Here is an 18,947-nt window from a genome sequence, read left to right as displayed (position 1 = left end):
TGGACTCCAAAACCTGCTTGTCACGATTGCTTCGGCATTTTGCATGCGTAGAGTGGGTCTTGCGAATCCATGCATGGGATCGTTTGTCGGTCGCAACGCGACGGCAACACACAGCACCACGAATTGTGTGGTCGCGTTTCGACAAACCGCCGGGCGACCGGCACAAAAATGACTGACTTTGGAGGTCAACCTATGAAACTCAAGAGCCTTATCCTCGGTTCTGTTGCTGCAGCCGGTCTCTCGACCGCTGGCTTTGCTGCCGATCTGGGCGTGCTCACCTCGCTGGACGTCTGCGACTCGCTGGGCATTTCCGGCCTGACCATCTCGTCCGCCGACAACTGCCTCGCCATCTCCGGCAAGGTCTCGTACGAATTCAACTGGGGCGATTTCAACAACAACTGGCGTACTGGCGTTGTGACCAACGCTGGCACCCGCAACGTTGCTGCTCCTGGTTCGTTCCTCGGCACGCCTGCTGTGAATGGTCAGTTCGTGGCTAGCGGCGCTGGTGGCTATCCTGCTGGTACCGTTTATGAAGCTGCTGCTGCCGACAACCCGGCTGACACGGTTAATCGTGCTCCGGTTGCTGCCGTTGCTGCTGATGCGACCAGGACCAACGACTGGAACTCCAAGGTTGAGTCCTGGCTGAAGTTCGTTGGCACCGCGTCGAGCGATTTCGGTCCGGCTTCCGCCACCATCAAGATCAAGAACATTGATCAGTGGACCGTGACCAACGAAGCCGCTGCCGTTGCCGGTGGCGACCACAATGGCGGTAACATCGTCATTGACGAAGCCTTCGTTCAGGTCGGCGACACCACCACCATCATGGCCGGTAAGAAGGGCTCGATCTTCAAGAAGGACGATGACGAGCCGTTCAATTGGCTCGGCCTCTACGGATCTGACGCCGTGGATAAGGGTGTTGGCGGTACGGCTGCTGCTCCTGCCGGCGCTGGCCTGATCATGCCTGCCACCGGCGGCCATGTCATTCAGGTTGTGTCGAGCCTCGGCAATGGCGTCACCGTCAAGGGTGGTCTTGAAAAGCTGGATGCCGCTGGCACCGCTGTTGGCGTGATCGAATATGCCGGCCAGGGTATCACGGCGCACCTGTCTGCCGCTGCGGGCGGCATTCTGCGCGGCACCGTCTCCAATTGGGGCATCCATGCCGGCTTCACCGGCACCTTCGATGCCTTCAAGGTTCGCGCTGCCGGTGCGTTCACCAGCGACACGACCGACACTTATTACAATGTTCTGGGTTCGGCTCAGGCCACCTTCGACATGTTCACCATCGCTCTGTCGGGTGAGGCTAGCGGCGGTTCGAACGCAGCTCGCACTCCGAGCCAGGTTGGCTTCGGCGGCTCCGTCGGTGCAACCGTCACCGAAGGCGTGAAGATCAACCTTGGTGGCAAGTGGTTCGATACCAATACTGCTGTCGCCAACACCGAGCACTACCAGATCGCTGCCCAGATCGTGGCTGCAGTCACCGAGACCGTCACCCTCACCGGTGAAGTTGGTGTCAACGGCGACAATGTCGGCGCTGGCGCATCTGACTTCTACGGCAAGGCCGAACTCGGCTGGAAGCCCGGTGGTCAGTTCGAATCGTCTGTTGGCGCTCAGATCCAGCAGAACGGTGCCTACAAGGTCACCTTCAAGGCTTCGAAGGAATTCAAGTAATCCTTGGATTACTGCTGAATTGGGAAAGGCCCGGCTCTGCCGGGCCTTTCTTTTTGCGCATTCAGGGCAGGATTCGGCCGACGTCATGCTTCCCCGCTCGTCACTGCCGAGTTCCAGCTTGTCTTGCCGGTGACTATGAGGCAATTTGAACTGCGTCATTCAGATAGGCGCGGATCTGCCCAGCCCCGTCATTGCCCGGCCCGTCCGGGCAATCCATCTCCGTCGTGCATGAACCGCCGGGACAGCCCGTCCGTGACGATAATGCGGCCAACAACTCATGCCGGGTGCGCATGGCCGACTGCGCCGTCCTAGCATCATCTCTCACGCCATTTTTCTTTGTCTCGCCGCTCAAATCATCTACCTTTGCGAAAGTTGCGGTTTTCCAATGGATTCGGGATGATCAGGGACCTCCTGAAATGGGTGGCGCCGGGTGTGGCGACACTGCTGGCGGGCACGATTGCGGCCGTGGCCATGGCGACGCCATCTATGCGCACCGATCTGGAAGGGCAGGGCGCGGGCCTTCTTAGAGGGAATGGCTTGGACTGGGCGCATATCGAGGCCCAAGGTCGCGACATGCATCTCTGGGGGACGACCGATAGTGCCGCGACACGCGATGCGGCCATGACGCTTCTCGAGCGGCTTGCCGGTGTCCGCACCGTGAGCCAGGACGTGACGATAGCCCCCCTGACTGCACCCTATTTCCTCACGATTCTGGTTGAGAATGGCGCCGTAAGTCTTTCTGGCCACGTCCCGAATGCGCAATTGCATGATTATCTTGCGAAGCTCCCCGATGTCGTTTCGTCCCAATTGGCGATCCGGTCGGGCCAGCCCGATGAGACGCTCTGGCTGAAGGGGGTGGAATTCGCCCTCGCGCAGGCAATGAGCCTGGATTTCGGCACGCTCGAACTTTCCGGGCTGAGCCTGAGCCTTGAAGGACGTGCCAAATCCGAAGCCGCGCTCGGCGCCATGGAGATCGCGCTGGCCCACCGGCCCTATGGCATGAGCCTCGCAAAAGTCGCGCTCGATCCGGCCCATGTCTCCCCCTATACATGGCAAGCTGAATTCGATGGGGCGCGCATCGCCATTTCCGGCCATGTGCCCGATGCCCAATTGGTCGAACGGCTGAGAACAGCCGACATTGCCGGTCTGCCGGTGGCCACCGGACTGTCGCTGGGTTCCGGTGCGCCGGAGGGATTTGGGGAACTCAGTCGGCTCCTCGTTGAGCAATTGGCGCGCCTCGAATATGGCGAGGCCAGCATAGTCGACGGCGTCAGCCGCATCAGCGGCATGCCGCCCAGCTATGAAGTGGCGCAGGTAGTCACGGACACCCTCTCCGGCACTGGATCCGTCGTCCAACTTTCTCCGCCGCGCATCAGCGATTATTGGGTCAGTCTCACCCTGCAGGAAGGCGGCGTGCTGGTCTATGACGGTTACGTGCCGGACCAGAAGACTCTCGATAGCTTCGCCGAGAACGCCAATGCCGACCTCAATTTTCTCAAGCTCGGTGGCGGCGCGCCTGCCGCCTACTATTCCGGCGTCGATATTGGTCAGCAATTGCTCGCGAACATGACTGAAGGGCGGGTGACGCTGAGCGGTAGCGAATTGTCGGTGTCGGGAATTGCCGCAAATGCCGCCGCCTACCGCGCCATTCGCGATCTGCTCGATAAGGATTTTCCCCAGAACGTGTCGCTGGCGGCAGCGGACATCCAACCAGCGCCGGCCAAGAAATATGAGTTCACACTGCGTCGCGATGAAGAAGGAAAAATCCAGCTGACTGGCTTGGTTCCGGGGCCGGAACTGGAGGAGAACCTGCTCGCGAAAGCTGGTGACAACGCCAGTGCCAGCCTCGATTATGCATCCGGCGAGCCTGCCGATTTCGCGGCATCCGCCCAACGGGCGCTCGGCCTGCTGGATTATTTCCAGGAGGGGCAGGTCAGCTTTGATGGGACGTCCTGGCTTATCTCCGGCACGCCGGGCTCCGCGCTCGACAAGGCGTCCATCGAGACCGAATTCAAGGTGCAGGGACTCGCCAAAGCGGGCTGGGAATTGCGTCTTGCGGAGATCTTTCCGGCCACACCCGAGCCCGTCGCTTCGGATAGTCCCGCGCCCACCGAGCCGGTTGCGCAAGCCGATCCACCATTGCCACCGGCCCGGACGGCGCCATCGGGTCTTGCATTGTGTAGGGACCAGCTGGCGGAGCTGTCGGCGCATAACGCCATTCTCTTTCAGTCCGGCAATGCCATCATCGCCGCCAGTGCCTTTGCCGAACTGGACCGTTTCGCCGAGGCCCTGGCGCTCTGCCCCGACAGCAGAATTTACGTCGAGGGGCACACCGATAGCGATGGCGACGACCGGCTCAATCTGGCGCTGTCGGTGGCGCGGGCGGAAGCGGTAGTCGATGCCCTGGTCGAGCGCGGCGTGGACATGATGCGCCTCTATGCGGTCGGCTATGGCGAATCGGTGCCGGTGGCTGACAATGCCACGGCGGCTGGAAAAAAGCAGAACCGGCGCATTGTCGTTACGGTGGAAGATGCGGATGAGTGACGCTTCGGGCCATACCAGGAGGGGCTGAATCCGTGGCGAATGTCTGGGCATCGCTGGTTTTCCTCATCGGTGTCTATTGGCCCTATCTGCTCGCCGCCTCCTGCGTCGGTGTTGTGACCGGCTGGATGAGTTTGTCACGACCGGGGCAGGGTGGGGATGAATTATGATCACGCTCGATCATGTCATCGAGATCGCCCTGCTGATCCTTGGCTTCTATCTTGCAGGCTGCGTGATCGGCTATTCCGGCCATCGCCTGGCTCGCCGCCTTACTGCAGGTCCAAGCCTGACACCGCCGCAGGCGTCCATGGTGGTGACGCCAGTGCCAAGATCCGGCGCGCGCCGTCTGGCGCAGCTTTCCGAGCGGGAAGAAGCGGCCGTCATCGTGCCGACAAGCCAGATGCAGCGGCCGCCATCATTGCCTGGCCCCCGCAGCGGCAGGGCGGATGATCTTCGAAAAATCAAGGGAATAGGGCCTAAGACGGAGCAGGCGCTCAACGATCAGGGCATCTATCACTTCGACCAGATCGCCGGCTGGGACGCGGTGCATGTGGATTGGCTGGATGGCCGCGTGGCGATCAAGGGCCGTATTCGCCGTGAGCAATGGATAGAGCAGGCGGTGCTGCTCGCCACCGAACCTGTTTTGCGCCAGACCGGCTAAGCCGCCTTGCGGGTCTTGGCGGAAAGGACGAAAACGAATTCCGCGATTGCCTCGATTTCGGGGCTCTGATCGAGCAGGGCAGGGGAACCCTGGCCGGCGATCGTAAACGCCTTGGCATCGGGCCGGCGACGAACCATCTCCTCGAACGTCTCGCGGCGCAGTTGATCGGTCAATTGCGTCCGCAAGAGCAGCAGCGGCGCATATTTTAGAGCATCATAGAGCGGCCATTGCGCCACGAGGATATCATCGAAGCTGAAATCCTTGAGCAGGTCGATGAGCCTGGAATCGAACAGCTTTTGCGGCCGCCCCTTTCGGTCGAAATAGTGGGTGCGCAAGGCCAGGGTATCGAGAACCGGATCGGCCAGACCCGGATGGTCGCCGCCCAGCATCCGCCTGAAACCGGCAGCGGCCGTCTTGCCGCGCAGGCTGGCGACATGGGCCAGATTGTTGCGCAGCCGTACAATGCCGCGTGAATCCGTCACCGGTCCTGAATCGAGCAGGATCGTGCCGCCGACCAGCAGCGGATGCGCCGTGGCCAGCGCCATGGCGACCTGCCCACCATAACCCTGACCGAACAGCATGGCTTTGCTTATTCCCAAGGCGGCAAGGATGTCGGCGAGATCGGCTGCGTCGGCCAGAGAGCCATAATCGCGGATCTGCGGTCGGTCGTCGGCCCGGCCCCGCCCCGGAAGGTCAAGCAACAGCATCGGCCAGTCGCCCCGCCCCAGCAGCCGGAAGCTGTCGGCGAAGGTGACGAAATCGCTCATATTGCGCTGATAGCCGGGTATACAGACCAGCGGCATGCGACCGGCGCTGAAATCGCCCCTCAGATGTACTGCCGCCTTGGTGCATGCATCCCGCAACAGGATGTGGCGGATCGGCAGGCCGGCAAAGGCCGGATGGTCGCTCGGTACGGTCCTGGCGCGCTGAAAGAAAGCAAGCATGAGGCCCATTTACCGATGTCGCAGGCCATTCTACAAGACGTTTCACGCGCCTTGTCGTGTGCCGCCGATAAAAGTAAGGTGCCACCCTGTTCGGCGCCGACGGGCGACGAACCGATCCAACACCTGAAATGCCGAGCCATGGCGCCGGCACCCAATTGAGGAATACCGACAAATGCTGCGAGGTTCGATTACGGCGCTCATCACCCCCATGCGCGATGGGGCAGTGGATGAGAAAGCCTTCGCCAGCTTTGTCGAATGGCAGATTTCCGAGGGCATCCATGGCCTGGTGCCGGTGGGGACGACCGGCGAGAGCCCCACGGTCAGCCATGAAGAGCATAATCGCGTCGTCGAGATTTGCGTCGAGGTTGCCAATGGCCGCGTTCCGGTGATTGCCGGAGCCGGTTCCAACGCGACCGCCGAATCCGTCTCGCTGGCCCAGCATGCCGAGAAGTCGGGCGCCGATGCGGTGCTCTCGGTGGTGCCTTATTATAACAAGCCCAATCAGGAAGGCCTGTTCCAACATTTTTCTGCCGTGGCCAAGTCTGTCGGCATTCCGATCATTCTCTATTCGGTGCCGGGACGCACCATTGTCGATCTGACGGTCGATACCATTGCCCGCCTTCGTGAAGCCCATCCCAATATCATCGGGGCCAAGGACGCGACTGCCGATATGGGGCGGGCCAGCTTGCAACGCGCCAAGCTCGGACCGGATTTCATCCTGCTGTCCGGCGAGGACATGACGGCCCTGGGCTTCAATGCCCATGGCGGCCATGGCTGTATCTCGGTGACCTCCAACCTGGCACCGCGCCTCTGTGCTGAGATGCAGGAAAAGTCGCTCGCCGGAGATTACAAGGGTGCGCTCGCCATTCAGGACAAGCTGGTGCATCTGCACAAGAACCTGTTCCTCGAGCCCAATCCGACTGCGGTGAAATATGCAGCGAGCCGACTCGGCCTCTGCGCCAACGAATTGCGCCTGCCATTGGTGAAGGTCACCAAGGAAACCGAACAGGCGGTGGACTTTGCATTGGCGCATGCAGGTCTTATCTAGACCGCATGAGCAGCAAGAACGACAAGAACAAGAACGGATGGATCAGCCACGGCCTCGTGGCTGAAAACCGTCGCGCGCGTTTCGATTACGAGATCGGCGATACGCTGGAAGCTGGCATCGTGCTGACCGGCACCGAGGTCAAGTCTTTGCGCCTGGGAAAGGCGCAGATCACCGAATCCTACGCCTCCCCCGAGGGCGGCGAACTCTGGCTGATCAACGCCCATATTCCCGAATATTTGCAGGCCAACCGCTTCAACCATCAGGAGCGCCGGCCGCGCAAATTGCTGGTGTCGAAAAAGCAGCTCTCCAAGCTCGATCAGGAAGTCGCCCGCGCCGGCAATACGATCGTGCCGCTCAAGTTGTTCTTCAACGATCACGGCAAGGCCAAGCTTTTGATCGGTATCGGCAAGGGCAAGAAGAATTTCGACAAGCGCGCCACCAGCCGCGATCGCGACTGGAACCGCGACAAGGCACGCATCATGAAAGAGGGCGGGCGGGGTTAAGCCTGCCACGGCTCGCGCTGACCCAGCGTATGGACCGCCCGGACAAGCCGGGCGGTGACGAAGGTGGCGCTCCCGGCACGGTCGGAATGTCCCTGGCAGGCTGGTTTGCGGCGCCTTCGGAATTTCGAACATCTCTTAAATGTGTCAGGCGTGAAAATGCGCCGGACGGCGAGGCGCCTCCGGGTTTGCTGTGGAGAGAGACCGCCATTCGAGCTTGGCGCTCATGGCCCGTTTCATATCGGTCCACCGGAGCGATATGTCGGCTTCGCCGCACAACTCGAAGCTGCGGCGTGGGGCGAAATTCGCCTCGGTGCCGGTGGTCCGGCAAAGGTATAGGTTGAGGAAAACCTCGCCCGACGCACCGGCGGCTCGTTCAACGCGCTGGGTCCGGCGGAATTACGTCCGCTCCGATCCATGAGGGACTGCTTCGTCTTCGCCCTGCTGGCGACGTGGCAGCTGCCGATCCGGTGCAGCCGGAAGGGCCCGACATGGTTCCCCGGGGAGAGTACCGGGGGTCCGTCCATAGGCGCGAACGGAAGAAAGGCGACCCCTTCTCCATCCGGTCCCCCACACCGATTGTTCGTCGCGACCGCGCAGCCTGTGCAGGAGTGCGGATAATGTGCCTGAGGTTTCGGGGGAGGGGGATAGAGGGGATAAGTCTTGGTTCAGTTCACGCGCAATTCGTCACCCTCGGGCGTGATCCGAGGGATTTTTCTGACGCGGCTATTGTAAGAGCCCTCGGGCTACGCCCGAGGGTGACGAGAGGTGGGTGGAAGGGTTTGTGGTCCCGATGGGACGCGAAGATTGCTGATGCTGCGGAAGCCCCACCCTCGTTCCATCCACTCAGGGGGGAGGCGCTGGAGCAGTTGGGTAGTGTATTTTGGCGAAGCAGGGTTGGGGCGTTGCTTGTCTTACGCTTCCGCCGGTCTCTGGACTTGCGGGCGGCCGACGCTCTTTGCCAGTTCGGCGACATCGAGGAAGAAATCGGCCTGCCGGCGCAGATCGTCCGAAATCATCGGGGTCGAAGTGGACATGGTGGAGACCACGGTCACGCGCTTGCCCTTGCGTTGCAGGGCAGCGACCAGGGCGGTAAAATCTCCGTCACCGGAAAACAGCACCAGATGGTCGTAATAGGGTGAAAGCTCCAGCGCATCAACGGCGAGTTCGATGTCCATATTGCCCTTCACCTTGCGGCGCCCGGTTGCGTCGGTGAATTCCTTGGCGGGCTTGGTGACCACCGTATAGCCATTGTAGTCGAGCCAGTCGATCAGCGGCCGGATGGAGGAATATTCCTGATCCTCGACCAGAGCGGTGTAATAATTGGCCCGCAGCATATAGGCCTTGGAGCTGAATTCGCTCAGCAATTTGCGATAGTCGATGTCGATCCCCACCGCCTTGGACGTGGCATAGAGGTTGGCTCCGTCGATGAAGAGGGCAATCTTCTCGCGAGGATCGATAGCCATGAGAAAGTCTCCGCTAGGGCAGCACCCTTGACCGTCATGCGCCGCCGGGTACGGGCGGCTGAAAATTGAAATTGATCAAAATCCGACTTAAATTCGGTGTTCGCACATTTTGTTTCAGCGAACAAGGCGGGCGGAAAAAGCCGTTTCTGCCGCTAAACCTTGTCATGGCCAGTGCCATCGTGTATTGCGGACCCTCATCCCCCCTATTGTGGAGACGTTCGTGGCACGCGTCACCGTTGAAGACTGCATTGAAAAGGTCGAGAACCGCTTCGACCTCGTCCTCATGGCCGCTCATCGCGCGCGCATGATTTCCTCCGGCGCCCAGATCACCGTTCCGCGCGACAACGACAAAAATCCGGTTGTTGCCCTGCGTGAAATCGGCGACGGCACCATTTCTCCGGAAGATTTGCACGAGGATCTGATCCACTCGCTGCAGAAATATGTCGAGGTCGATGAGCCCGAATCCAGCGCCGCTCCGCTTATCGAAAGCGCTGGCGACGACGATTCGATCAATTTCGACACAATCAGCGAAGAAGAATTGCTGCGCGGCATCGAAAGCCTGGCTCCGCCGGAGCGCCGCGACGACTGATTTGCATCATTGCGCAAAGCAATTATTTGAAGAGCGTCCGGCATGCGTCGGGCGCTCTTTTCATTTCCCCATGACAGGCGCTAAGCTCTGATCCGAGAGTGAGCGACTTTTATCCATGATGCGCCAGTATGAACTCGTCGAGCGCGTTCAGGCCTATAACCCGAACGCCGATGAGAATTTGTTGAACAAGGCCTATGTGTACGCCATGCAAAAGCATGGCTCGCAGAAGCGCGCCTCCGGCGACCCCTATTTCAACCATCCGCTCGAAGTCGCCGCCATCCTCACCGAACTCAAGCTCGACGACGCCTCGATCGCGGTGGGGCTGCTGCACGACACGATCGAAGATACCGACGCGACCCGCGCCGAGATTGATCAGCTGTTCGGTCCCGAAATCGGCACCATCGTCGATGGGCTGACCAAGATCGAGCGGCTGAACCTGGTGTCGCGCGAGGAAGCGCAGGCCGAAAATCTGCGCAAGTTGCTGCTCGCCATCAGCCAGGACGTGCGCGTGCTGCTCGTCAAGCTGGCCGACCGCCTGCACAATATGCGCACCCTGCATTTCATGGCGCCGGAAAAGCAGCAGCGCATCGCCCAGGAAACCATGGATATTTATGCGCCGCTGGCCGGGCGCATGGGCATGCAGGACATGCGCAACGAGCTGGAGGATCTATCATTCCGCATTCTGCATCCAGACCATTACAAGGCCCTGATCGCCCGCCTCCAGCAGATGCAGGCGGATAATCAGGAAACCATCGAGACCATCACCAATGAATTGACCGAGCGGCTGGCCGAGGTTGGCATCGCGGCGCGGGTCAAGGCGCGGGTGAAGTCGCCCTATTCGATTTTCTCCAAGATCGAGCGCAAATCCATTGCGCTGGAACAGCTCTCCGACATGATCGGCTTCCGCGTCATCGTCGGCTCCGTCGAGGAGTGCTACCGCACGATCGGACTGATCCATACCCAGTGGAAAGTCGTGCCCGGCCGCTTCAAGGACTATATCTCGGTCCCCAAGCACAATGATTACCAGTCGATACACACCACCATTGTCGGCCCCAGCCGCCAGCGCGTCGAATTGCAGATCCGCACCGAGGAAATGGATCGTATCGCCGAATTCGGCATTGCCGCGCACGCGCTTTACAAGGATGGCGCCTCGGCCAATCTCGGGCGGATCGAGTTGGAATCGCATGCCTATGGCTCATTGCGCCAGACCATCAGCCACCTGACCTCCGGCATCGCCTCCGAGGATTTCCTCGAATATACTAAGCTCGAACTGTTCCAGGATCAGGTCTTCTGCTTCACCCCGCGCGGGCGCCTCATCGCGCTGCCGCGCGGCGCCACGCCTATCGATTTCGCCTATGCGCTGCATACCGATATTGGCGATACCTGTGTCGGCGCCAAGATCAACGGGCTGATCCTGCCGCTCGTCACCCAGCTGCGCTCGGGCGACGAGGTGGAAATCCTGCGCGATCAGAACCATCGCCCGCCCAGCAATTGGATAGGCATCGCTGCCACCGGCAAGGCCCGCGCCGCCATTCGCCGGTCCGTGCGCCAATCTGCCCTGCAACGCGCCTATGCCCTGGGCGATCATGTGCTCTCCATGATGCTGGAGCGCGAAGGGGTGATGCTGGACGAATCCGAAGCCAAGGCCCTGGCCGAAGCGCTGGACCAACCGACAAAGCGCGACCTCCTCGTCGCCTTGGGCGAGGGCAAGATCGGCTCCGAGCCGCTGGGAAATGCCCTGGCCCAGGTAAAGGGCATCCGCAAGCGCCGCCGCAAGCTCGACCTGCCCGTGGCCGACACCGCCGATGGCTGGTTCGCGCTGCGCGCCACCGATCAGTTCCGCTTCCGCGTGCCGGGCGGCCAGCGCTCCGGTCCCAATGCCAGGGCAGCACTGGCGGAGCTGGATTTCCACACCGCGGTCCACGTTTCGGGGGAGGGCGTTGTGCCCGGTGACCGGCTGGTGGGCATACTCGAACCCGGCATGCCTCTGGCGGTTTATCCCATCCATTCCGATGCGCTGATCGCCAAGCATGACAGCGATGTCGCCTGGGCCGATGTGCGCTGGAACCTGGGCGGCAAGGAAGAAAGGCTCTATCCCGCCGTCATCTCGATGGAATCGGTCAACCGCCCCGGCTCGCTGGCGCAGATTTCCTCGGCCATCGCCGCCTGCGAGGCCAATATCAACAATCTGGTCATGCGCATGATTTCGCCGGACTTCCACCAGATGATCTTTGAAATCGAGGTGCGCGACCTTGCGCAACTCACCGATGTCCTGCAAACGCTCAAGCGCAGCCCCGGCCTTTCCGCCGTCCAGCGGGCGGGCATTCGAGAGGTCGGCATGATCTCCACCCTCGAATGGGACGGCAAGATCGACAGGAGTTTGCGTCATGACGAAAGATGAAGTGCTGGATATTTTCCGCGAATGCGGCGCCATGCTGGAAGGGCATTTCATCCTCTCCTCTGGCCTGCGCTCGCCCGTCTTCCTGCAAAAGGCCAAGGTCTTTCAATACGCACACCAGACCGAAAAGCTCTGCAAGGCACTGGCCGAGCGCATCCGCGCCGAAGTGCCCGGCGTCACCAAAGTGGTCTCCCCGGCCATTGGCGGCATCATTCCCGGCTATGAAACCTCGCGGCACCTGAATGTGCCGGCGCTCTATACCGAGCGCGTCGATGGCCAGTTCGAGCTGCGCCGTGGCTTCGAGATCGAGCCCGATGACGTGGTCGTCGTGGTCGAGGACATCGTTTCGACGGGTCTCTCTATCCGCGAATGCGTCGATGCGTTGCGCAAGATCGGCGCCAATGTCGCCGCCGCGGCCTGCCTGATCGACCGCTCCGGCGGCGAGGCCGATGTCGGCGTGAAGCTGGTCCGGCTTATCGAGTTCAAGGTGCCCGCCTATCCCGCCGACCAGCTGCCCCCCGAACTGGCCGCCATCCCCGCCGTCAAGCCCGGCAGTCGTGGCATCCAGGGGGTAAAATGATCATCGGCCTGGGCTCGGATCTGATTCAGATTCACCGCGTCGAGCAGACGCTGGCTCGGTTCGGCGACCGCTTCGTGCAGCGCTGCTTCACCGAGATCGAGCAGAAAAAGTCCGATCGCCGGGCACAGCGCGCCGCCTCCTATGCCAAGCGCTTCGCGGCCAAGGAAGCCTGCTCCAAGGCCTTGGGTACCGGCATATCCTGGGGCGTCTATTGGCGCGACATGGGGGTGGTCAACCTGCCATCGGGCAAGCCCACCATGCATCTGACCCATGGCGCGGCCCGGGCACTGGCCCGCCTTGTGCCGCCGGGACACGAGCCCCATATCCACCTGACCATTACTGACGATGCGGGCCTCGCCCAGGCCTTCGTCATCATCGAAGCCTTGCCTATCAAGCCCGTTGACCCGGCTGGGACAAACGCCTAACCCTTCCGCACCGCCCAAAGGGACTATCATGAGCCAGCCAGCCGACAAGACGACCAAGAAATCCGCGGCCAATGAATGGGTCGAAACCTTCGTGGTCATCGTCGAAGCGCTGCTGATCGCCATCGTGCTGCGGTTTTTCCTCTATCAGCCCTTTTCCATCCCCACCGCCTCGATGCAGCAGACGCTGATGATCGGCGACTATTTCGTCGCCAATAAATTCGTCTGGGGCTATGGCAAGCATTCCTTCTCGCTGGGGCGCTATGGCGATTTCGCGCTGCTCGATTTCGAGCTGCCGATCAATAATCGCATTTTCGGGCGCGATCCCAATCGTGGCGATGTCGCGGTTTTTCGTCCCGTTCCGCAGAACATGGAATATATCAAGCGCATCGTCGGCATGCCGGGCGACCGTATCCAGATGCGCGAAGGCCGCCTCTACATCAATGATGTGATAGTGGAGCGCGAATTGCTCGGCACCAAGCTCGATACCGACAGCATGGGCGATACCCGCGAAGTGAGCGTCTATCGTGAGACCTTCCCCGAAGGCAGCACGCATGTCATTCAGGAAATCGGCGACAATCTCTCGCTCGACAATACGCCCGAATATCTGGTGCCCGCCGGCCATTATTTCATGATGGGCGACAATCGCGACCGTTCGGCCGACAGCCGCGTGCTCAGCCAGGTCGGCTATGTTCCAGCCGTGAACCTGATCGCCAAGGCCGAAGCGCGCTTCTTCTCGATCAAGGATAATTTGCCGCCCTGGCAAATCTGGCAATGGCCAGCCAATGTGCGCTGGGATCGTATGTTCCAGTCCGTCTATGGCGATGCGCCGTATGACACGGACGCGCCGTGAGCCGCCGCGACAAGACCCACGAAAAACTCCAGTTCCGCCTCGGCTATCGCTTTGCCGATCCCGACCTTCTGGAGCGGGCGCTGACCCATGCCAGCGCCATATCGCCGGGCAAGCGCATCGAGCGCTCCTATCAGCGACTGGAATTTCTGGGCGACCGGGTTTTGGGCCTGGTGGTCGCCGACATGCTCTATCGGCTCTATCCCAAATCCAATGAGGGTGACCTGAGCCGCACGCTCAACACGCTTGTGCGCAAGGAAACCTGCGCCGATATCGCGCGCCAGTTGGACCTCGGCAAGGAGATGATCCTGGGCGACAGCGAGGCCCGCTCGGGCGGCGCCGACAAGGACGCCATCCTGGGCGACATGACCGAGGCGGTGATCGGCGCCATCTATCTTGATGGCGGACTGGAGCCGGCCCGTCTGTTCATCGAACGCAATTTCGAAGCCTTTCTCGCCAATGGCGAGGCCAGCCGCGCCGATGCCAAGACCACCTTGCAGGAATGGGCGCAGGCGCGCGGGCTTGAGCCCCCCGATTACGTATTGGTCGAGCGCACCGGCCCGGACCATGCACCCCAATTCACCATCGCCGTTGACCTTGCCGGTTTCGACCGGGTCGAGGCCACCGGCACTTCCAAGAAGATCGCCGAGCACAAGGCCGCCGAACTGTTTCTCGTCCGCCAGCAGGTCTGGAAGGAAAAATCATGAACTCGCCTGAAGAACTCGCCGATACGTCCTGCGGCTTCATCGCGCTGGTCGGCGCGCCCAATGCCGGCAAATCGACCCTGCTCAATTCGCTGGTCGGCACCAAGGTATCCATCGTCACCCACAAGGCCCAGACCACCCGCAGCCAGGTGCGCGGCGTGCTGACGCTGGAAACCGCGCAATTGGTCTTCATCGACACGCCCGGTATTTTCGCGCCGAAGCGGCGGCTGGATCGGGCCATGGTGGAAAGCGCCTGGGGCGGGGCAGGGGATGCCGACCTCGTCGCCTTTATTCTCGATGCCGAAAGGGGTTTAACCCCGGAAACGGAATCCCTGCTTGAAGGGCTGGAAAATATCCGCCAGCCCAAAGTGCTGATCCTCAACAAGATCGACACGGTCAAGCATGAGAGCCTGCTGGCCCTGGCGCAGAACCTCAATGAGCGGCTGCGTTTCGAAGCCACGTTCATGCTTTCCGCGCTCAGGGGCCATGGCGTGCAGGATTTCATCAACTGGTGCGTGAAGCATATTCCGCCCGGTCCTTGGCATTTTCCGGAAGATCATCTCACCGATCTCACCATGGCCATCACCGCCGCCGAGATCACGCGTGAAAAGCTGTTCCTGCGCGTCCACGACGAAATCCCCTATAATTCAACGGTCGAGACCGAGAGCTTCAAGATTCAGAAGGACGGCTCCTACAAGATCGACCAGGTCATCTATGTCGCCCGCGAGAGCCACAAGAAGATCGTGCTTGGCGCGGGCGGGCAGACCATCAAGGCCATCGGCGCGGAAGCCCGCAAGGAATTGATGGCCATGTATGAAGTGCCCATTCACCTCTTCCTCTTCGTCAAAGTCCGGGAAAAGTGGGCCGACGACCCGGAGCGCTACCGGGAGATGGGCCTAGAATTTCCGCACAGTAAGAATTAGCGGTGCCTCTTCCCATCCTCCAGGGGGAGAAGGGAAGGAAAAGAGATGGAATGGACAGGTGAAGCCCTGCTGATCGGCGCCCGCCGCCACGGCGAGGCCAGCCTCATTGTCGAGGCCATGGTCGTCGGGCGAGGCCGGTGCCTTGGCATGGTGCGGGGGGGCCGCTCGCCCAGGCTCGCCGCCACAATGCAGCCCGGAAACACAGTGCAGCTGACCTGGCGTGCGCGCCTTGAAGACCATCTCGGCACCTTCACCGTGGAACTGCTCCAGGCCCGGGCGGCCGAACTGATTGCCGACCGCAAGCGCCTCTATCTGGCGCAGACCATTTGCGAACATCTGCATCTCCTGCCCGAGCGTGATCCGCATGACCGGCTTCTGGCCATGGCGCTCGGCCTTATCGATCACGCTCCGGACGCCGCTGCTCTCGCGCGGTTCGAACTGGCGCTGCTCGAGGATCTGGGCTTCGGGCTCGATCTCGAGCGCTGCGCCGCCACCGGCGCCGCGACCGACCTGACACACGTTTCTCCCAAAACCGGCAGGGCGGTGTCGCGCACCGCTGCCGAGCCCTACAAGGACCGGTTGCTGAAGCTACCCAGTTTCCTGTTCGAGCGGGGCAATGCCTCGCCAGACGATCTGAAGGACGCGCTGCGCCTGACCGGTCATTTTCTCGACATGCATTTTTGGTCGGCCCGCCGCCGCGATCCGCCGGCGACACGCGAGCCGCTGATCGATCTGCTGACCCAACACTGAACCGGCTTGCGCAAATCATTGGCGGGACTAGCATCGCTCTCGGGTTCAAGAGAGGGAGACTCACCAATGATTGCCAAGGTTGTCTATTGGGTCAGCACGATCCTGTTCGTCGCGCTCTACGGTTTTAGCGTCTATAATTACGTCTCCGATCCGGTGGTGTCGGCCGCAGGCTATGCCGCCGTGGGCTATCCCGCCTATCTCGTCAGCATGATGATTTTCGTGAAGCTGGCCGGCATTCTCGCTGTGCTGGTCCGCCGGCCAATATGGCTCGCCCAACTGGCTTATGCGGGTTTCTTCTACCACCTGCTGCTGGCCGCGAGCGCCCATATCGCCTCGGGCATTCCAGGGGTGGAAATCGCCATCGTGCTGCTGGTTCTGGTCATTCTGTCCTGGCTGTCGCAGAACGCCGCGCGCGGACCGGGCGCCGCCTATGTGCCCCATTGGTTCGATCGCTTCGCCTGATTGCCGAGTGTGCCGCGCCAAGGTTCCGGCGCGGCACTTTTCCCCCGCCAAAATCGCGGGAAACCTAGGGTTTCCGCCCCTGTCGCTATATTCTGCTCCTGATTCGTTCCCATGAATTGAGCAGCCCATGTCCGACGCCGATAGTCTTCCGCCAGCCGACGATCTACGCATCGTCGATCTCAAGCAGGCGCTCGAAGAGCGGTATCTGAGCTATGCCCTGTCCACCATCACCCAGCGCGCTCTGCCCGATGCGCGCGACGGCCTCAAGCCGGTGCACCGACGCATTCTCCACGCCATGCGCCTGCTCAAGCTCGATCCGAACCAGGGCTACAAGAAATCCGCCCGTATCGTCGGCGACGTGATCGGTAAATTCCATCCGCACGGCGACCAGTCGATCTACGATGCGCTGGTGCGGCTGGCGCAGGATTTCGCGCTGCGCTACCCGCTGGTCGATGGCCAGGGCAATTTCGGCAATATCGACGGCGATAGCCCCGCGGCCATGCGTTACACCGAAAGCCGCATGACCGACGTGGCCACGCGCCTGCTCGAAGGCATTACCGAGAACGCCATCGACTTCAAGCCGACCTATGACGGGGAGGATGAAGAGCCGGTCGTGCTGCCGTCCAATTTCCCCAACCTGCTCGCCAATGGCTCCACCGGCATCGCCGTGGGCATGGCCACGTCGGTGCCGCCGCATAATCTGGTCGAGCTGTGCAATGCCGCGCTCAAGCTGATCCACAATCCTTCGGCAACGACCGAGGAATTGGTTCATCCCGATCCATCCGCACCGCCCAGCATGGACGATCTGGTGCGCGGCCCCGATTTCCCGACCGGCGGGCAATTGGTCGAATCGCGGTCCTCCATCGTCCATTCTTACGAAACTGGGCGCGGCGCCTTCCGGCTGCGCGCCATCTGGGAAAAGGAAGACAAGGGCAGGGGCGTCTACCAGATCGTGGTGACGCAGATCCCTTATGGCGTGCAGAAATCGCGCCTGGTGGAAAAGATCGCCGAGCTGCTGCTGGCGAAAAAGCTACCCCTGCTCAAGGATGTCCGTGACGAAAGCGCCGACGATATTCGCCTGGTGCTCGAGCCGCGGGCCGGCACGGTCGATGCCGTCATCCTGATGGAGCAATTGTTCAAGCTGACCGAGCTGGAAATCCGCTTCAGCCTCAATCTCAACGTCCTGGACAAGGGCACGGTGCCCCGCGTCATGGGCCTTGCCGATGTTCTGCGGGCCTGGCTCGATCATCGCAAGGTGGTGCTTGTCCGGCGTTCCCAGCATCGGCTCGAACAGATCGCCAACCGCCTCGAAGTGCTCGAAGGCTATATCGTCGCCTATCTCAATCTCGACGAGGTGATCCGCATCATCCGCGAGGAAGATGACGCCAAGGCCAGCCTGATGGCCGCTTTCGAGCTGACGGACAACCAGGCCGAAGCGATCCTCAATATGCGGCTGCGCTCGTTGCGCAAGCTCGAGGAAATCGAGCTGCGCAAGGAGCATACCAATCTCTCCGAGGAAAAGGGCCGGCTCGACGCCCTGCTCGCGTCCGACAAGCGCCAATGGGGCGAAATCGCCAAACAGGTCGAGGGGCTGAAAAAAGCCTATCCGCTGTTCGAGGCCGATGGAACCAGCCCCCACAAACTGGGCGCGCGCCGCACTCTTTTCGGCAATGCGCCCATCGCCGATGCGGCCGAAATTACCGAGGCCTTTATCGAGCGCGAGCCGATCACCGTCATCCTCTCGGAAAAGGGCTGGATTCGCGCGCCCAAGGGCCACAACGCCACCGTCGATGAAAAGGGCTTCAAGTCCGGCGACCGGCTGAAGCTCGCCTTCAATTGCGAGACCACCGACAAACTGCTCATGCTGACCACTGGGGGTAAGGTCTATACGCTGGGCGCGGACAAGCTGCCCGGCGGTCGTGGCCAGGGCGAGCCAGTGCGCATCATGGTGGATATCGAAGAAGGGCAGGACATCGTCGACCTCTTCGTCTATTCTCCGGGCCGCAAGCGCATCGTCGCCTCGTCCGCGGGCTATGGTTTCCTGGTCCCCGAAGACGATCTCATCGCCAATACCCGCAAGGGCAAGCAGATTCTCAACGTCACGCTGCCCGACGAGGCCCGCCTGATCGTGCCCGGCGACGGCGACCGCGTGGCCGTGATCGGCCTGAATCGCAAGCTGCTGGTCTTTCCCATGGCGCAACTCGCCACCATGAGCCGGGGCAAGGGCGTCCGGCTCCAGCGCTACAAGGATGGCGGCATTTCCGACATCAAGGCATTCTACGCCGCCGATGGCCTCACCTGGACCGACAGTTCCGGCCGCACCTATTCCAAGCCCACCGAGGAATTGACCGACTGGCTGAGCGATCGAGCTACCGCGGGCCGCCAGCCGCCCACAGGCTTCCCGCGAAATAACAAATTTGTCGGGTGATTAGGCCGGAATC

The 18,947-nt window shown here is 61.3% G+C and carries 17 protein-coding genes; 15 read left to right on the top strand and 2 right to left on the bottom strand.

From position 1 onward, the window contains the following. The first annotated feature begins 192 nt into the window (after window positions 1-192). The 3 genes from H0482_RS15510 to H0482_RS15500 all read left to right on the top strand — a co-directional run bounded on the left by H0482_RS15510 (window position 193) and on the right by H0482_RS15500 (window position 4,870). Complete coding sequence (locus H0482_RS15510; protein WP_193730980.1) at window positions 193-1,668, top strand: hypothetical protein; 1,476 nt, start codon at window positions 193-195, stop codon at window positions 1,666-1,668. A 396-nt stretch (window positions 1,669-2,064) separates the two neighbouring features. Beyond that, window positions 2,065-4,212, top strand: coding sequence for an OmpA family protein (locus H0482_RS15505; protein WP_193730979.1), 2,148 nt, complete (start codon window positions 2,065-2,067; stop codon window positions 4,210-4,212). Between the two features lie 163 nt (window positions 4,213-4,375). Continuing rightward, a complete protein-coding gene (locus H0482_RS15500) occupies window positions 4,376-4,870 on the top strand; it encodes a hypothetical protein (protein ID WP_193730978.1) in 495 nt (164 codons plus the stop codon). Here H0482_RS15500 and H0482_RS15495 read toward each other — a convergent pair. Continuing rightward, a complete protein-coding gene (locus tag H0482_RS15495; protein ID WP_193730977.1) occupies window positions 4,867-5,823 on the bottom strand; it encodes an alpha/beta fold hydrolase in 957 nt (318 codons plus the stop codon). The genes H0482_RS15500 and H0482_RS15495 overlap by 4 nt on opposite strands. Window positions 5,824-5,986: 163 nt before the next feature. Between H0482_RS15495 and dapA the strand changes: the two genes are divergently transcribed. Both dapA and smpB read left to right on the top strand, forming a co-directional pair. Next, window positions 5,987-6,862, top strand: a complete 876-nt coding sequence (dapA, locus tag H0482_RS15490; RefSeq protein ID WP_193730976.1) for a 4-hydroxy-tetrahydrodipicolinate synthase — start codon at window positions 5,987-5,989, stop codon at window positions 6,860-6,862. Between the two features lie 5 nt (window positions 6,863-6,867). After that, window positions 6,868-7,365: an SsrA-binding protein SmpB gene (gene smpB, locus H0482_RS15485; protein WP_193730975.1), complete on the top strand. Its 498-nt coding sequence runs from the start codon at window positions 6,868-6,870 to the stop codon at window positions 7,363-7,365. A 911-nt stretch (window positions 7,366-8,276) separates the two neighbouring features. On the opposite strand, the gene H0482_RS15480 is transcribed toward smpB, so the two are convergent. Continuing rightward, a complete protein-coding gene (locus H0482_RS15480; RefSeq protein WP_193730974.1) occupies window positions 8,277-8,828 on the bottom strand; it encodes a LabA-like NYN domain-containing protein in 552 nt (183 codons plus the stop codon). Window positions 8,829-9,048: 220 nt separating this feature from the next. On the opposite strand from H0482_RS15480, the gene rpoZ reads away from it, so the two are divergent. From rpoZ to parC, 10 genes are all read left to right on the top strand, one after another. Beyond that, window positions 9,049-9,417, top strand: coding sequence for a DNA-directed RNA polymerase subunit omega (rpoZ, locus tag H0482_RS15475; RefSeq protein WP_046105001.1), 369 nt, complete (start codon window positions 9,049-9,051; stop codon window positions 9,415-9,417). A 115-nt stretch (window positions 9,418-9,532) separates the two neighbouring features. Beyond that, entirely contained in the window at window positions 9,533-11,818 is a 2,286-nt protein-coding gene (locus H0482_RS15470; RefSeq protein ID WP_193730973.1) for a RelA/SpoT family protein, read from the top strand. Continuing rightward, window positions 11,805-12,395, top strand: a complete 591-nt coding sequence (pyrE, locus tag H0482_RS15465; protein WP_193730972.1) for an orotate phosphoribosyltransferase — start codon at window positions 11,805-11,807, stop codon at window positions 12,393-12,395. Before H0482_RS15470 ends, pyrE begins: the two co-directional genes overlap by 14 nt. Continuing rightward, entirely contained in the window at window positions 12,392-12,820 is a 429-nt protein-coding gene (gene acpS, locus H0482_RS15460; RefSeq protein ID WP_193730971.1) for a holo-ACP synthase, read from the top strand. Before pyrE ends, acpS begins: the two co-directional genes overlap by 4 nt. Before the next feature lie 28 nt (window positions 12,821-12,848). Then, on the top strand, window positions 12,849-13,670 hold the full coding sequence (lepB, locus tag H0482_RS15455) for a signal peptidase I (protein ID WP_193730970.1): 822 nt from the start codon (window positions 12,849-12,851) through the stop codon (window positions 13,668-13,670). Next, entirely contained in the window at window positions 13,667-14,374 is a 708-nt protein-coding gene (gene rnc, locus H0482_RS15450) for a ribonuclease III (protein ID WP_193730969.1), read from the top strand. Before lepB ends, rnc begins: the two co-directional genes overlap by 4 nt. Continuing rightward, a complete protein-coding gene (gene era, locus H0482_RS15445) occupies window positions 14,371-15,294 on the top strand; it encodes a GTPase Era (protein WP_193730968.1) in 924 nt (307 codons plus the stop codon). Before rnc ends, era begins: the two co-directional genes overlap by 4 nt. A gap of 45 nt (window positions 15,295-15,339) precedes the next feature. Continuing rightward, on the top strand, window positions 15,340-16,044 hold the full coding sequence (gene recO, locus H0482_RS15440; RefSeq protein ID WP_193730967.1) for a DNA repair protein RecO: 705 nt from the start codon (window positions 15,340-15,342) through the stop codon (window positions 16,042-16,044). A 66-nt stretch (window positions 16,045-16,110) separates the two neighbouring features. Continuing rightward, entirely contained in the window at window positions 16,111-16,506 is a 396-nt protein-coding gene (locus H0482_RS15435) for a DoxX family protein (RefSeq protein ID WP_193730966.1), read from the top strand. 127 nt (window positions 16,507-16,633) lie between these two features. Further along, on the top strand, window positions 16,634-18,934 hold the full coding sequence (parC, locus tag H0482_RS15430; RefSeq protein WP_193730965.1) for a DNA topoisomerase IV subunit A: 2,301 nt from the start codon (window positions 16,634-16,636) through the stop codon (window positions 18,932-18,934). The last annotated feature ends 13 nt before the right edge of the window (window positions 18,935-18,947 follow it).

This window comes from Devosia faecipullorum, from assembly GCF_015158295.1.
Lineage (GTDB): Bacteria > Pseudomonadota > Alphaproteobacteria > Rhizobiales > Devosiaceae > Devosia > Devosia faecipullorum.
This window is presented reverse-complemented; position numbering and strand designations above follow the sequence as displayed.

Excerpts from the sequence above, each read along its gene's own strand:
- H0482_RS15500 (WP_193730978.1), top strand. The coding sequence starts at position 4,376 with ATGATCACGCTCGATCATGTCATCGAGATCGCCCTGCTGATCCTTGGC.
- H0482_RS15505 (WP_193730979.1), top strand. The coding sequence starts at position 2,065 with ATGATCAGGGACCTCCTGAAATGGGTGGCGCCGGGTGTGGCGACACTG.
- smpB (WP_193730975.1), top strand. The coding sequence starts at position 6,868 with ATGAGCAGCAAGAACGACAAGAACAAGAACGGATGGATCAGCCACGGC.
- H0482_RS15435 (WP_193730966.1), top strand. The coding sequence starts at position 16,111 with ATGATTGCCAAGGTTGTCTATTGGGTCAGCACGATCCTGTTCGTCGCG.
- H0482_RS15480 (WP_193730974.1), bottom strand. The coding sequence starts at position 8,828 with ATGGCTATCGATCCTCGCGAGAAGATTGCCCTCTTCATCGACGGAGCC.
- H0482_RS15495 (WP_193730977.1), bottom strand. The coding sequence starts at position 5,823 with ATGGGCCTCATGCTTGCTTTCTTTCAGCGCGCCAGGACCGTACCGAGC.
- lepB (WP_193730970.1), top strand. The coding sequence starts at position 12,849 with ATGAGCCAGCCAGCCGACAAGACGACCAAGAAATCCGCGGCCAATGAA.
- era (WP_193730968.1), top strand. The coding sequence starts at position 14,371 with ATGAACTCGCCTGAAGAACTCGCCGATACGTCCTGCGGCTTCATCGCG.
- recO (WP_193730967.1), top strand. The coding sequence starts at position 15,340 with ATGGAATGGACAGGTGAAGCCCTGCTGATCGGCGCCCGCCGCCACGGC.
- parC (WP_193730965.1), top strand. The coding sequence starts at position 16,634 with ATGTCCGACGCCGATAGTCTTCCGCCAGCCGACGATCTACGCATCGTC.
- H0482_RS15470 (WP_193730973.1), top strand. The coding sequence starts at position 9,533 with ATGATGCGCCAGTATGAACTCGTCGAGCGCGTTCAGGCCTATAACCCG.
- acpS (WP_193730971.1), top strand. The coding sequence starts at position 12,392 with ATGATCATCGGCCTGGGCTCGGATCTGATTCAGATTCACCGCGTCGAG.
- dapA (WP_193730976.1), top strand. The coding sequence starts at position 5,987 with ATGCTGCGAGGTTCGATTACGGCGCTCATCACCCCCATGCGCGATGGG.
- H0482_RS15510 (WP_193730980.1), top strand. The coding sequence starts at position 193 with ATGAAACTCAAGAGCCTTATCCTCGGTTCTGTTGCTGCAGCCGGTCTC.
- pyrE (WP_193730972.1), top strand. The coding sequence starts at position 11,805 with ATGACGAAAGATGAAGTGCTGGATATTTTCCGCGAATGCGGCGCCATG.